General features: G+C 65.5%; 13 protein-coding genes. 2 read left to right on the forward strand and 11 right to left on the reverse strand.

Features of this window, described 5'->3' with window-relative positions:
* Positions 1 to 13: 13 nt before the first annotated feature.
* The 7 genes from pcaF to paaA form a co-directional block, all read right to left on the reverse strand.
* Positions 14 to 1,216 (reverse strand): 3-oxoadipyl-CoA thiolase, encoded by a 1,203-nt coding sequence (pcaF, locus tag BC1002_RS33120; protein ID WP_013094341.1) that lies wholly within the window; start codon positions 1,214 to 1,216, stop codon positions 14 to 16.
* Positions 1,217 to 1,283: 67 nt separating this feature from the next.
* A complete protein-coding gene (paaN, locus tag BC1002_RS33125) occupies positions 1,284 to 2,978 on the reverse strand; it encodes a phenylacetic acid degradation protein PaaN (RefSeq protein WP_013094342.1) in 1,695 nt (564 codons plus the stop codon).
* A 44-nt stretch (positions 2,979 to 3,022) separates the two neighbouring features.
* Complete coding sequence (gene paaE / locus BC1002_RS33130) at positions 3,023 to 4,111, reverse strand: 1,2-phenylacetyl-CoA epoxidase subunit PaaE (protein WP_013094343.1); 1,089 nt, start codon at positions 4,109 to 4,111, stop codon at positions 3,023 to 3,025.
* Position 4,112: 1 nt separating this feature from the next.
* Positions 4,113 to 4,697 (reverse strand): 1,2-phenylacetyl-CoA epoxidase subunit PaaD, encoded by a 585-nt coding sequence (paaD, locus tag BC1002_RS33135; RefSeq protein WP_013094344.1) that lies wholly within the window; start codon positions 4,695 to 4,697, stop codon positions 4,113 to 4,115.
* Between the two features lie 7 nt (positions 4,698 to 4,704).
* Entirely contained in the window at positions 4,705 to 5,508 is an 804-nt protein-coding gene (gene paaC, locus BC1002_RS33140; RefSeq protein ID WP_041735804.1) for a 1,2-phenylacetyl-CoA epoxidase subunit PaaC, read from the reverse strand.
* Positions 5,509 to 5,524: 16 nt separating this feature from the next.
* On the reverse strand, positions 5,525 to 5,809 hold the full coding sequence (gene paaB, locus BC1002_RS33145) for a 1,2-phenylacetyl-CoA epoxidase subunit PaaB (RefSeq protein WP_013090772.1): 285 nt from the start codon (positions 5,807 to 5,809) through the stop codon (positions 5,525 to 5,527).
* Between the two features lie 36 nt (positions 5,810 to 5,845).
* Positions 5,846 to 6,844 (reverse strand): 1,2-phenylacetyl-CoA epoxidase subunit PaaA, encoded by a 999-nt coding sequence (gene paaA / locus BC1002_RS33150; protein ID WP_013090771.1) that lies wholly within the window; start codon positions 6,842 to 6,844, stop codon positions 5,846 to 5,848.
* Between the two features lie 169 nt (positions 6,845 to 7,013).
* Here paaA and BC1002_RS33155 point away from each other — a divergent pair, with 169 nt between their 5' ends.
* Positions 7,014 to 8,003, forward strand: coding sequence for a zinc-dependent alcohol dehydrogenase family protein (locus BC1002_RS33155; RefSeq protein ID WP_013094346.1), 990 nt, complete (start codon positions 7,014 to 7,016; stop codon positions 8,001 to 8,003).
* A 41-nt stretch (positions 8,004 to 8,044) separates the two neighbouring features.
* On the opposite strand, the gene BC1002_RS33160 is transcribed toward BC1002_RS33155, so the two are convergent.
* The 4 genes from BC1002_RS33160 to BC1002_RS33170 form a co-directional block, all read right to left on the reverse strand.
* Positions 8,045 to 9,076: an Acg family FMN-binding oxidoreductase gene (locus tag BC1002_RS33160; RefSeq protein WP_013094347.1), complete on the reverse strand. Its 1,032-nt coding sequence runs from the start codon at positions 9,074 to 9,076 to the stop codon at positions 8,045 to 8,047.
* 82 nt (positions 9,077 to 9,158) lie between these two features.
* Positions 9,159 to 9,806: a response regulator gene (locus BC1002_RS33165; protein WP_013094348.1), complete on the reverse strand. Its 648-nt coding sequence runs from the start codon at positions 9,804 to 9,806 to the stop codon at positions 9,159 to 9,161.
* Positions 9,803 to 9,994: a hypothetical protein gene (locus tag BC1002_RS38125; protein ID WP_157874841.1), complete on the reverse strand. Its 192-nt coding sequence runs from the start codon at positions 9,992 to 9,994 to the stop codon at positions 9,803 to 9,805. Before BC1002_RS38125 ends, BC1002_RS33165 begins: the two co-directional genes overlap by 4 nt.
* Positions 9,995 to 10,146: 152 nt before the next feature.
* Positions 10,147 to 11,838: a bifunctional aminoglycoside phosphotransferase/ATP-binding protein gene (locus BC1002_RS33170; protein ID WP_013094349.1), complete on the reverse strand. Its 1,692-nt coding sequence runs from the start codon at positions 11,836 to 11,838 to the stop codon at positions 10,147 to 10,149.
* Positions 11,839 to 12,137: 299 nt separating this feature from the next.
* On the opposite strand from BC1002_RS33170, the gene BC1002_RS33175 reads away from it, so the two are divergent.
* A complete protein-coding gene (locus BC1002_RS33175) occupies positions 12,138 to 13,118 on the forward strand; it encodes a hypothetical protein (RefSeq protein WP_013094350.1) in 981 nt (326 codons plus the stop codon).
* The last annotated feature ends 68 nt before the right edge of the window (positions 13,119 to 13,186 follow it).

Genomic DNA, 13,186 nt, shown 5'->3' on the forward strand with positions numbered 1-13,186 from the left:
CCAGTGGCTCCGCTCAAACGCGCTCGATCGCGATCGCAATGCCCTGGCCAACGCCGATGCACATCGTGCACAGCGCGAAGCGTGCATTGCGGCGTTCGAGTTCGTAGGTCGCCGTGGTGACCAGCCGGGCACCCGAAGCGCCGAGCGGATGGCCCAAGGCGATCGCACCGCCGTTCGGATTGACGCGGGGATCGTCTTCCGCGACGCCGAGCCGGCGCAGCACCGCGATACCCTGCGAGGCGAAGGCTTCGTTCAGTTCGATCACGTCGAACTGGTCGAGCTTCATGCCGAGGCGGGCAAGCAGCTTCTCGGTTGCCGGTGCGGGTCCGATCCCCATGATGCGCGGCTCGACGCCCGCCGTAGCCATGCCGAGGATGCGGGCGCGCGGCGTCAGATGGTTGCGCTTCGCTGCCTCTTCGCCCGCGATCAACAGCGCGCAAGCGCCGTCGTTGACGCCCGAAGCGTTACCCGCCGTCACCGTTCCGTTGGGGCGCACGACACCTTTGAGTTTTGCGAGCGCTTCGAGCGATGTCTCGCGCGGATGTTCGTCGCGATCGACCACCAGCGGCTCGCCCTTCTTTTGAGGAATGCGCACCGCGGTGATTTCCTGGGCCAGCGTGCCGTCCGCCTGGGCGCGTGCAGCGCGTTGCTGGCTACGCAGCGCAAAGCGGTCTTGCGAGTCGCGGTCCACGCCGAAATCGTCGGCCACGTTCTCGGCCGTTTCGGGCATCGAGTCGACGCCGTACTGGCTGCGCATCAGCGAATTGACGAAGCGCCAGCCGATCGTCGTGTCGTGGATTTCGGCCGAGCGCGAGAACGCCGTCGCCGACTTGCCGACCACGAAAGGTGCGCGCGTCATGCTTTCGACGCCGCCTGCAATGTAAAGGTCGCCATCGCCCGCGCGGATCGCGCGCGCGGCGCTGCCCACCGCGTCCATCCCCGAGCCGCACAGGCGGTTGATCGTGGAGCCGGGGACGTCGATCGGCAAGCCCGCGAGCAAAGCGGACATGCGTGCGACGTTGCGATTGTCCTCGCCGGCCTGGTTCGCGCATCCGTAGAGGACGTCTGCGACCTGCTGCCAGTCCACCGATGGATTGCGCTGCATCAGCGCGTGAATCGGCACGGCGCCGAGGTCGTCCGCGCGAACGTCCTTGAGTACGCCCGCATAACGTCCAAACGGAGTGCGAATGGCATCGCAGATAAAGGCTTCGGTCATGGTGTTTTTCCGGTAAAGAAATTGAGCGATTCAGGCTTTTCATCCGCAACAGGGTTGCGTGGTGCGATCAGACATGGGCGGCTTCGCGCGGCGGCACGTGACGCCGTACCTGGACCACGCGGAACCGGTTGGCGACGAAAGCCGCGTCGGTGAGCGATGCGTTGGCAGCCGGATTGCCGCCGGTGCCATGAAAATCGGAGAAGGCGGCGGACTGGTTCACGAACACGCCGCCCGTCAGATTCACGGAAAGCGCAACGCCACCGCGCAGCGCTGCCTCGTAGGCGGCGTCGACCACTTCTTCACTGGTGCTGTAGACCGACAACGTCAGTGCGCCGCGGGTCCTGGCAATCCGGCCGGCGAGTTCGACCGACTGAGCGGTCGAGTCCGTCGCGACGACGAACGCGATCGGGCCGAACCATTCCGCCGCGAACGTGGCTTCGTCTTTGCGGGCGTCCAGGCGCGCAAGCAGCGGCGTGCGCACTTCGGCATCGGGCCACGCGGGGTGGGCGAGGGCGCGGCTGTCGAGCAGCAACGTGCCGACTTTGCGCGCGCGCTCGATGCGCGCCAGCACACCGGCGTTCTGGATCGCTCCGGTCACTTCGACTGCCTTGGCGGCATCCGCTGTCACCCTGTTGACCGACTCGACGAGCGCCGCGGCAACAGTGTCGAACGACATGACGCCGTGCGCCGTCTTGATGCCGTCGCGCGGCACATAGATATTCTGAGGCGCGGTGCACATCTGCCCCGAGTACAGCGCGAGCGAGAACGCGATGTTGCGAACGGCCGGCCCGATGTCGTCCACCGAATCGATGATGATCTGATTGACCCCGGCCTTTTCCGTATAGACGGCGGCTTGTCTCGCATGGTGTTCGAGCCAATAGCCGTTGGCCGAACTGCCGGTAAAGTCGATCAGACGAACTTCCGGACGGGTGGCCAGCGCCTGAACGATCAGGCCATCGTCGGGCTCGGTGGCGAACAGCGTGACGACGTTCGGGTCGAAGCCGGCTTCGGCGAGCACTTCGCGGGCGATCCGGACGGTGATCGCCAGCGGCAGGATCGCAGCGGGATGAGGCTTGACGACCACGGCGTTGCCGGTGGCGAGACTGGCGAACATCCCCGGGTAGCTGTTCCACGTCGGGAAGGTGCAGCAGCCGATCACGAGGCCGATGCCGCGCGGCACGACCGTATAGTGCTTTGCCATCATCAGCGGCGCGTTCTTGCCTTGCGGCTTCTCCCAATACGCTTCATCGGGAATCCGGCGCAATTCGTTCCACGCGTAGGCGATCGCTTCCAGCGCGCGGTCCTGAGCATGCGGCCCGCCCGCCTGAAAGGCCATCATGAACGCCTGCCCGGTGGTATGCATCACGCTGTGCGCGATCTCGAAGCTTGCCTTGTTGAGTCGCGCGAGGATCTCGAGGCTGACCCCGACCCATGCCTTCGGTTCCGCCTTTCGCCATTCGGCTTGCGCGGTTTCAACGGCGGCGAACAGGGTGTCGGCGTCGGGCTTCGGATACCGCACGTTCAACTGCAAGCCAAAGGGCGATTTTTCCTTGCCGGCCGTGCCGTTGTTGCTCGGCTGGTCGAGTTCGAAGTGCTGACCGAGATGACGTCTGAAGGCGGCTTCACCGTCGGCCGCCGCGGTTTCGCCGTATGCCCTGGGGCTCGGCATTTCGCTGAACGGACTCCAGTAGCCGCGAGTGTGGATCGCGGCCACTGCTTCGTTGAGAATCTTCTGGTGCTTGCTGAACAGTGAATGAGACATGAGATGGAACTTTGATCGGATACAGGGGTGTGACGCGCTTGCCCTCAACGTTCGTCGTAACTGACGACGACCTTGTCGCTCACCGGATGACACTGACACGTCAGCACGAACCCGTCGCGGACCTCGTGTTCTTCGAGCGTGTAGTTCTTTTCCATCTTCACTTCGCCCTCGAGCACCTTCGCGCGACACGTGCAGCACACCCCGCCCTTGCACGCATACGGCAGCGCGAGACCGGCGCGCAGCCCGACGTCGAGCACGCTCACGCCCTGGTACGGCAGGCGCAGCTTGCGCCGCTTGCCGTCGAGCACGATTTCGAGGTCGGCCGCGGGGGTGTCCGCGGTGATCTCGACGGGCGGCACGCCCGCCTGCGGCAGCGGCGTGCCGAAGCGCTCCACATGCACCTTCGCGGGCGGCACGCCGGCTGCCTTCAGCGCCGCCTCGGCCGCGTCCATCATCGGCGCGGGGCCGCAGATGAACGCCTCGTCGATCGCGTCGGCCGGCAGCAGCTGTTCGAGGAACGCCGCGCACTTCTGCTGGTCGAGCACGCCGTTGAACAGCTCGACGTCCTGCAGGTCGTCCGACAGCACGTGATACAGCACGAAGCGGTTCATGAAGCGGTTCTTCAGATCCTCGAGCTCCTCGGCGAACATGATCTGGTCGACGCTGCGGTTGCCGTACACCAGCGTGAAGGTGCTGCGCGGCTCGACTTCGAGCGTCGTCTTGATGATCGCGAGCACCGGCGTGATGCCCGAGCCGCCCGAGAACGCGAGGTACTGCTGGCCCTGTTCGGCGTTCAGGTGCGTGAAGAAGCGCCCGTCCGGGGTCATCACGTCGATCGTGTGGCCGGGCTGCAGCGTGTCGAACGCGAAGTTCGAGAAACGCCCGCCGCGCACGCGCTTGATGCCGATGCGCAACTCGCCGTCGCGGTCGTAGTCGGTGACGCCCACGCAGATCGAATACGAGCGGCGCGTTTCCTCGCCGTCGATATGCGTCTTCAGCGTGACGAACTGGCCCTGCGTGAAGCGATACTGGTCGCGCAGTTCGGGCGGGACTTCGAAGGCAACCGACACCGCATCGGCGGTTTCGGGACGTACTTCGCGGATACGCAGCGGATGGAATTGCGGGGTGGCCATATCAGTACGGTTTGAAGTAGTCGAAGGGTTCGCGGCAGTCGAGGCAGCGATACAGGGCCTTGCAGGCGGTCGAGCCGAACTGCGCGAGCCGCTCCGTGTGCGTCGAGCCGCAGCGCGGGCAGGACGGTGCGGGCAGCGCGCGCGGCACGAAGCGCAGCACTTTTTCCTGCGGCGCGGCGTGCGCTTGCGTGGCGCCGCCGCAGTTGCCCGTGGGCGGCGCGATGCCGTAGACGCGCAGTTTTTCGCGCGCTTCGCCGGTGATCCAGTCGGTGGTCCACGCCGGCGCGAGCACGGTGGCGACGCGGTACGGCGTGAGCTGCGCGGCCTCGAGCGCACGGCCGATGTCCTCGGCAATCTGCGACATCGCCGGGCAGCCCGAGTAGGTCGGCGTGATCACGACTTCGAGCGCGCCGTCCGCGGCGCGTCGCACGTCGCGCAGGATGCCCAGTTCGCGGATCGATACCACCGGGATCTCCGGGTCGGGTACCGCTTCGAGCACGCTCCAGGCGCGGATGAGCGCGGGATCGGTGGTGGCGGTGGTGGCAGCGGCTGTATTCACGGCCTGCGCGGCGGTCGAGGTCGTCATCGTGGGCTCACCAGCTCGCGCCCGGATGCTGGCGCGCAAGGCTCTGCATTTCCGCGAGCACGAAACCCATGTGCTCCGAATGCTCGCCATGCTTGCCCGTGCTCACGTGCCGCAGCGCCGCGGGCAGCGTCAGCGTGGCTGCGTCGAGCGTGGCGCGCACGTCGTCGAGCCATGCGGCTTCCAGCGTCGAGGTGCGCGGGCCGAGGCCGGCCGCGGCGATCGCGTCTTCCACCGCGTCCGCGCTGAAGAACTCGTACGTGTACGGCATCAGGTAGTCGAGCGCGGCCTGCGCGCGACGGTGCGATTCGTCGGTGCCGTCGCCGAAACGGATCAGCCACTCGCTCGCGTGATGCACGTGGTACTGCGTTTCCTTGATCGACTTCGCGGCGATCGCGGCGAGCTGTTCGTCGGCGGAGCCCGTCAGTGCGCTCCACAGATGCCTCATCAGCGTCGCGTACAGGAAGTTGCGCACGATCGTGACCGCGTAGTCCTTCTGCGCCTGCGCGGTGCCGGCGAGCGGCCCGTAGTGCGGCAGCTCGGCGAGCGTGTAGTTCGCGAACTCGCGCTCGGCGCGGAAGTACGCGTAGTCGTCCTCGCTGCGCTGACGGCCGGTGAGCTGCTGTTCGAGCGCGGCCGCATGCGTGTACAGCAGGCGCGCCTGGCCGATCAGGTCGAGGCTCATGTTCGACAGCGCGATGTCCTCTTCGAGGATCGGACCGTGGCCGCACCACTCGCTGTTGCGCTGACCGAGGATCAGCGCGGTATCGGCGAGGCGCAGCACGTACTGCAGATGTTCGGGCGTGATGGACATAGTGGTCATGGCGCGCTTACATGTGGTTGACTTCGTCGGGCAGCGTGTAGAACGTCGGGTGGCGATAGATCTTGTCGCCCGCCGGTTCGAACAGTTCGGCCTTCTCGTCGGGTGCCGAGGCGGTGATCGCCGAGGACGGCACCACCCAGATGCTCACGCCTTCCTGGCGGCGCGTGTAGACGTCGCGCGCCATGCGCAGCGCCATCGGCGCGTCGGCCGCGTGCAGACTGCCGCAGTGCTTGTGGTCGAGTCCCTGCTTGCTGCGCACGAACACTTCCCAAATCGGCCATTCCTTGTTCATTGCTGATCTCCTGATTCCTGTGATGTGCGGTGCCGCTCAGGCGGCGTGCTGTTGCGCGCGCTGGCGCTGCTTCCCGGCATGGGCCAGCGCGGCTTCGCGCACCCAGGCGCCGTCTTCATGGGCCTTCACGCGGGTCGCGAGGCGCTCGCGGTTGCACGGGCCGTCGCCATTGACGACGCGCCAGAACTCTTCCCAGTCGATGTCGCCGTAGTCGTAATGGCCGCGCGCCTCGTTCCATTTGAGCTCCGCATCGGGCAGCGTGACGCCGAGCACCTTCGCCTGCTCGACGGTCGCGTCGACGAATTTCTGGCGCAGGTCGTCGTTGGTGATGCGCTTGATGCCCCATTGCGCCGACTGGTTGCTGTGCACCGAGTCCTTGTCGCTCGGGCCGAACATCATCAGCACCGGCCACCACCAGCGGTTCACCGCCTGCTGCACGAGCTCGCGCTGCGCGTCGGTGCCGGCCATCATCGCGAGCAGCGCATCGAACCCCTGGCGCTGGTGGAACGACTCTTCCTTGCAGATGCGGATCATCGCGCGGGCATAGGGCCCGTAGGTGCAGCGGCACAGCGGGATCTGGTTCATGATCGCCGCGCCGTCGACCAGCCAGCCGATCACGCCGACGTCGGCCCAGGTGGGCGTCGGGTAGTTGAAGATGCTCGAATACTTGGCCTTGCCCGCGTGCAGCGCGTCGATCAGCTGCTCGCGCGACACGCCGAGGGTTTCGGCGGCGCTATACAGGTAGAGCCCGTGGCCGGCCTCGTCCTGCACCTTGGCGATCAGGATCGCCTTGCGCTTCAGGCTCGGCGCGCGCGTGATCCAGTTGCCCTCGGGCAGCATGCCGACGATCTCCGAGTGCGCGTGCTGCGAGATCTGCCGCACCAGCGTCTTGCGGTAGGCGTCGGGCATCCAGTCCTGCGGCTCGATCTTGCCGTCGGCGGCCATGACCGCGTCGAAGCGCGCCTGTTCGGGCGAATTCGCGTCCGCGTCCAGCGGGGCGACGTTGCCGGGGATATCGAGGGATTGGGTGTACATCTGCACCATCCAGAATGAGTGGCAATGTGACGCAGTATAAATTAACCGACCGGCCGGTCAATTGAATTTTACTTTCGATCGACAAGTGGAATAGGATCGGGGATACCCTCGGGCGATCTTTTTGCACGCGGGCGAGATTGCTCCACCTCAATCCATCCAGGAGGTAGTGATGTCACGGACTGTCAGGTTTACCGAGGCCGGTGCGCCCGAAGTGCTTCGACTCGTCGAAGAATCGGTCCGCGGCCCGGGCCGCGGTGAAGTTCGCATCAACGTGAAGGCGATCGGTCTCAATCGCGCGGAATCGATGTGGCGCACCGACCGGTACATCGAGCCCGTCCGCTTTCCGGCCGGGCTCGGGTACGAGGCGGCCGGCGTCGTCGATGCGGTGGGCGAGGGCGTCGTCGATTTCGCGCCTGGAGACGAGGTCAGTGTGATCCCGGCGTTCTCGATGAATCAGTACTTCACCTACGGCGAAGTCATCATCGTGCCGGACCATGCGGTGGTCAGGCATCCGAAGTCGCTTTCCTACGTCGAGGCCGCTTCGGTGTGGATGATGTTCGTCACCGCGTATGGCGCGCTGATCGAAGATGCGAAGGTCGGCGCCGGCGACTATGTCGTCGTACCGGCCGCATCGAGCAGCGTTGGCCTGGCGGCGATCCAGCTAGCGAATTACGCGGGCGCGACGTCGATCGCTGTCACGCGCCATGCCGGCAAGAGACAGCAGTTGCTCGACGCCGGTGCCGCCCACGTGGTCGTGACGGACGAGTCGGACCTTGTCGAAGCGATCATGCGAATCACGGATGGAAAGGGGGCTCGCGTCGCTTTCGATCCGGTCGGCGGCCCGAACTTCGCGAAACTGATCGAGGCGTTGTCCTTCCAGGGGATCGCGTATCTGTACGGCGCGCTCGACGAGCGTGCTACGACGCTGTCCGTGCTGCAAATGATCGCCAGGATGAATTCCGTGAAGGCGCACAACATCTGGTTGACGAGTGGCGACCCGACGCGCCGAAAGGCCGCGGTGGAGTTCGTGCTCAAGGGCCTCGAAAGCGGCTCGCTGAAGCCGGTCATCGATCGCACCTTTGCGTTCGACGAGATCGTCGACGCGCACCGCTACCTCGAAACCAACGGTCAGTTCGGCAAGATCGTGGTAACGGTGTAGCCCACGGCCTGGCATTACCCTGAGCAAACTTTCCTTGCGTTTCAGGACACCACATCGGCGAGCGGCCGCCTCGGCGCATGACGGACGCGCGGGCCGCGCCCGACGCGAAGCAGGAGCTGCGGAAACGCGTCCGTGTGCAACAGCGTCCGCAGCCGCTCGCGCAGCGCGTCCACTTCGATCGGCTGGTTCAGGTAGGAAGCGGTCAATCCCGCCGATGCCGCGACCAGCAGCATCCGTTCGAGTGCCTGTCCCGTCGCGAGCCATGCCTCGCGATCGTCGCGCATCGTCGCGATGCCGACCATCAGCGGCGAGCAATCCACGAGGTGCTGGTGCGTGGCCGGCTGTCCCGCGCCCGCGTCGAACACGCGGACGGCCAGGCTGACGAGCGGCGCCGCGAAATCGAGTAGCGCGCCGACAGCTGTACCGTAAGCGGGCATGCCATCGTCGCGTCGTCGCGGGTGAATCCAGCTGGCGAGCTCGCGCCTGAAACGTGGGTCAGCGAACTGCGCTTGATCCGCATCGGTGATCAGTTGCGCGAGCGCCTCGCGCGCGGCTTTTTGCTCCACGCAGCAGGCAAGCGCGCCTTCGTCGTCGCAGGCATCGCCGAGCTTGCGTTGCAGTGCGGCGGGCACAGGTTCGTCGAAGAACGGCGCACGCGTCGTCACGCGCGCCGTCAGCGCGTCGAAAAGATCGTGCAGGTGCGGGTCGCGAGGTCCGTCGCGCGACACGCGTACGAGCGCCACGATGTCGGGGTCCGCTTCCGCTGGAAACAGTGTGATCGCATAAGCGAGACCGAGGCGGCACAGCGCAACGCGAAGATTGAACAAAGCGGCGCCGCAGCTCATCAGAAGTTCGCGATCGAAAGGATCGACCACGGGAAGCGCGCGCATGCGGTCGGCGCAGATCTGTACGGTCTCGCCGTCGACGATGAACCGCCACGGTTGCGTGTTGTGATTCGACGGCGCGAGAACCGCATAGTGCAGCGCAAAGCGCAGCTGCTGTTCCACTGGCGTGGAGGCGGGAAAGTGCGGTTCACCGATTTCCCAGGCATCATGTTGCGCGGCATCGCTCATCTCGAAGTCTCCTGTCGGATCAGGGCCGCAAGCACGCGGTTCGTGTCGTTATCGTGTCACCGGGCGCCGTGGCAGGGAAGCACTACAAATCGTTCTCGTCGTCGAACAGCTTATGGCGGATCGCATAGCGAACCAGCCCGTTCTCGTTCGGCATCTGCATTTTTTCGAGGATGCGCGTCTTGTGCGTGCTGATCGTTTTCACGCTGACGCAGAGTTCGTTGGCAATCTCGGTGATGCTCTGGCCTTCGACGAGGCGCCGGAAAACGTCGAATTCGCGGTCGGACAAGCGCTGGTGCGGCAGCGCGTCGGCGGGCTCGTTCAGAGTCTGCGCGAAGCGTTCGGCCATCGCGAGACTCACATAGACGCCCCCTGACGCGACTTTCGTCACCGCGCCGACCAGTTCCGCGCTCGCGCTTTCCTTGGTCAGATAGCCCGACGCGCCCGCCTTGAACGCGCGCACCGCGTATTGCTGTTCGGCGTGCATCGTCAGCACCAGAATCCGCAGATCGGGTTTTTCCTCCTTGATCTGCTTGATCAGTTCAATGCCGTTGCGCCCCGGCATCGACAGGTCGAGCACGAGCACGTGTGCCTGGGTCGCGCGAATCAGCGCGATCGTCGTCGCGCCGTCGCACGCTTCGCCGGCTACCTCGAAGCCGTTCGTTTGCTGCAGGATATGGCGCAGTCCGTCGCGCACGAGCGTGTGGTCGTCGGCCAGCAACACCTTGATCATGGGGTGATCTCTTCCGGTTGCATTCCATGGGCAGGGAAACCTGAAGCAATCGCGAAGTTCGCGCTTTGCGCTGAGTCGATGCGCATGGAATCGCCGGGCATCGACGCGCGTTCGCGCACGCAAATCGATTTTAGTCGGCTTTTCGTGACCGTTGGCTCCAGCGGGCTCGCGATCGGCGTGTCGTTCACGATCCATCGTCGGCTATCTGCGGCCCGCCTTTGACCGCGGCTGACTCAGGTCAATCACGCCGCTTCGCGTCGGAATACGATGAGCCGATGGCAAACGACGCCGGCCACGAACGACCGCGGCGCGAGCAGACACGCACTGACCGATTGCCCGGCTAACACGCGGCATTCGTAACACGCGAGGCAGCCGCGACGGCTTCCATGCGCGGCTGCATCCACTCGATCACCGCCCGCCAGTACTCGGGCGAATCGAACGCTGCCATCGGTACCGCGGTGTCGAACGACAAGGTCAGCGCCTGTTCCTCCGGCGTCAGTGCGTCGGCGCTCGCGAGTTGATGCGCGAGCGCGGCGGTGTCCGCGTCGGACAGATCGCGCGGACCAAGCCGGCGGGCTTCGATGCGTTGCGCGAGCACCGCTGGGTCGGCCCGAAAGTCGAGAATGCGGGCCGGTACGCCAAGCCGTTCGGCGAGCGCGAAAAATGTGCTGCGGTGACTCGATTCGAGAAAGGTCGCGTCGACGATCACGCTGTGGCCGCTTTGCAGCACGCCGTGCGCGAGTCCAAGCAGGTGATCGTAGATCGCGTGACGCGCAGCTTGCGTGTAGTGTTCGGCGCCGAGCGTCATTTGCGCGTCGGACACCGGCCGCATGCGCTTGCGTTCGGCATCGCTCGACACGCGTACCGCGCCGCACAGGTCCGCGAGGGCGCGGCTCGCGACCGATTTCCCCGACCCGGAAAAGCCATGACATAACAGCAGAACGGGTCCCGATTTCTGCGTTTGCTCTCGCGCGACCTCGAGGTAGCGCAGCGCCGGTCGCGGGACGGTGACGTTGCGGCCAGGCACGTACCCCGCTTTCAGACACGCGACCCACGCCCGCACCAGCGCCCGATAAGCGATGTACAAAGGCATCAAAGACAGCGCCGCATAGTCGCCCGAGGTTTCCAGCCAACGGTTCAACAGGCGATTGGCCAGCCGGGGTTCCGCTCGCGCGCGCAGGTCCATCACGAGAAACGCGACGTCCGCCGCGACGTCGATCCAGCGTAGCGCATCGTCGAAGTCGATACAGTCGAACATCGCGATGGCGCCGCGCCAGCGAACCACGTTGTCGAGATGCAGATCGCCATGGCAGCCGCGCACGAAACCCTCGGCGCGGCGCCGCTCGATCAGCGGCGCGAGTTCATCGAGCTGTCGCGCGCACCACGCGGCAAGGCCGGGCAGCGCGGGATGGCTGCAATTGGCCAGCAGCGGTGCGTTGATCGTTTCGACCTGGGTTCGCACCAGCGTCGCGCTGCCGTAGCGCGACGAGGGCGCGTTGCGGGGTGCGCTCAGGTGATAGTGGGCGAGCCGCTTCGCGGCGCCGTCGATGTCGCGCGGCGTCAGCGCTCCGTTCGCCGCGAGACTCGAAAAGAGCATCGCCTCGTCGAAGCGGCGCATCTTGACCACGTGCTCGACGGCCACGCCGCCAGCGCCGAGCGCCAGCACGCCGGCACGGCGCGCAATCGGTATCACGTCGGCGTAGAGACCTCGCGCGAGTGGCCGGTTCAGGCGCAGCTGGGCTTCGCAGCAGCGCTCGCGTGTCGCGGCCGAGGTAAAGTCCGCGAAGCCTGGTGCGACGGGTTTGATGATCTTGTACGCGAAGCGCCCGGCGAGATACACGATGGATATATGCGTTTCGATCCTGACGATCCCGCCCGCCGGATGACGGTAGCTGCCCGGCCTGCGCAGCGTCGCGTCGAGTCCGCGCAGGCTGCGACGCGCGGCGCGCAATCGGTTGGCGACATGCCGGATGCCGTGAAGTGTGGCATCGGCTCGGCGTGCGGAAGGCTTGCGGCTCGGCGGCGAACTCATGCCAGCCTCCATGTCGCGACGAGCGGCGCGCCGGGCCGCGCGTGATGGAGAAACACGAGCGTCTGATTCGTCACGGTTGGACCTCCAGGTAGCGGGACGGCCAGCGCCAGTCTTGCGCGCGAGCCGAAATCGTCTACCCATTTAAGTCATCGCGTATGGTAACCGGCTTGATCTGTATCAACGAGGCGGTCAAGCGAACGATACCGGCGTACGCTTCCATATGAGGTGGAGCGGGGGCACCGTTTGACCCCGGTCGAACCGCGTGCGATTGTGGCAGCGTCGCGCGGGTGGAGCAGCGGATGAAGCAATTCGATATTTTCAATGGCGATGCCGACGGCATTTGCGCGCTGCATCAGTTGCGGCTCGCCGAGCCTGCCGACACCATCCTGATCACCGGAGCCAAGCGCGAGGTCACGCTGCTGCACCGCGCGAACGCGCAGCCGGGCGACAGCGTGACCGTGCTGGATATTTCGCTCGATGCGAACCGCGGTCCGCTCATGGCATTGCTGGATCTTGGCGTAAAGATCGACTATTTCGATCATCATTTCTCCGGTCCGATACCCGCAAACGCGTTGCTGACGACGCATATCGATACGTCACCGGATATGTGCACGGCGCTGCTCGTGGACCGCCATTTGCAAGGCCGGTACACGCGCTGGGCGGTGGTCGCGGCCTATGGCGACAACCTGCATCCGGCAGCGCATCGGGCCGCCACTGCGTGCGCGATCAGCACGTCCGACGAGCGTAAACTGCGCGAACTTGGCGAAGCGATCAACTACAACGCGTACGGGGACAGCGTAGGCGATCTTGCAGTCCAGCCAGTCGACATGTATCGCGCAATTCAGCCCTATTCGGACCCGCTCGAATTCATTGCGTCGACCAGCGTGCTGCCCGAACTGCAGACGCGGCGAACGGAAGACCTCGAACTGGCCTTGGGACTCGCGGAAGTCCGGCGGCTCGCCAATGGAACGCTGCACATTCTTCCCGACGCCGCGTGGGCGCGACGCGTACGAGGCGATTTCGCCAATCTCGTCGCACGACGCGACCCGGCGCGAGCGCACGCGGTGCTGACGGCCGGCGCCGATGGCCGATACACAGCGAGCGTTCGGGCGCCGCTCGATTACCCGGACGGCGCCGACATCCTTTGCAGGAAGTTCGGCGGAAACGGCAGGGTCGCTGCGGCGGGTATCGACGGGCTCGATCGCGCGCGGCTCGACGAATTCGCGGCCGCGTTCAGCACGGTTTTTTGCCGCGAATCTCGTGGGGCGGGTTGCCGCTAGTTCGATGCTGCATCGTCGCTTGGCGGGCTTGATGCAAGTCAACAATGGCCGGCCGCTGCGCATCGATC

Origin of the sequence: Paraburkholderia atlantica (assembly GCF_000092885.1) — a bacterium.
GTDB classification, from domain to species: domain Bacteria; phylum Pseudomonadota; class Gammaproteobacteria; order Burkholderiales; family Burkholderiaceae; genus Paraburkholderia; species Paraburkholderia atlantica.

What these genes read in the sequence shown, in the direction of transcription:
- pcaF (WP_013094341.1), bottom strand. Translation starts at nt 1,216, where the DNA reads ATGACCGAAGCCTTTATCTGCGATGCCATTCGCACTCCGTTTGGACGT.
- paaN (WP_013094342.1), bottom strand. Translation starts at nt 2,978, where the DNA reads ATGTCTCATTCACTGTTCAGCAAGCACCAGAAGATTCTCAACGAAGCA.
- paaE (WP_013094343.1), bottom strand. Translation starts at nt 4,111, where the DNA reads ATGGCCACCCCGCAATTCCATCCGCTGCGTATCCGCGAAGTACGTCCC.
- paaD (WP_013094344.1), bottom strand. Translation starts at nt 4,697, where the DNA reads ATGACGACCTCGACCGCCGCGCAGGCCGTGAATACAGCCGCTGCCACC.
- paaC (WP_041735804.1), bottom strand. Translation starts at nt 5,508, where the DNA reads ATGTCCATCACGCCCGAACATCTGCAGTACGTGCTGCGCCTCGCCGAT.
- paaB (WP_013090772.1), bottom strand. Translation starts at nt 5,809, where the DNA reads ATGAACAAGGAATGGCCGATTTGGGAAGTGTTCGTGCGCAGCAAGCAG.
- paaA (WP_013090771.1), bottom strand. Translation starts at nt 6,844, where the DNA reads ATGTACACCCAATCCCTCGATATCCCCGGCAACGTCGCCCCGCTGGAC.
- BC1002_RS33155 (WP_013094346.1), top strand. Translation starts at nt 7,014, where the DNA reads ATGTCACGGACTGTCAGGTTTACCGAGGCCGGTGCGCCCGAAGTGCTT.
- BC1002_RS33160 (WP_013094347.1), bottom strand. Translation starts at nt 9,076, where the DNA reads ATGAGCGATGCCGCGCAACATGATGCCTGGGAAATCGGTGAACCGCAC.
- BC1002_RS33165 (WP_013094348.1), bottom strand. Translation starts at nt 9,806, where the DNA reads ATGATCAAGGTGTTGCTGGCCGACGACCACACGCTCGTGCGCGACGGA.
- BC1002_RS33170 (WP_013094349.1), bottom strand. Translation starts at nt 11,838, where the DNA reads ATGAGTTCGCCGCCGAGCCGCAAGCCTTCCGCACGCCGAGCCGATGCC.
- BC1002_RS33175 (WP_013094350.1), top strand. Translation starts at nt 12,138, where the DNA reads ATGAAGCAATTCGATATTTTCAATGGCGATGCCGACGGCATTTGCGCG.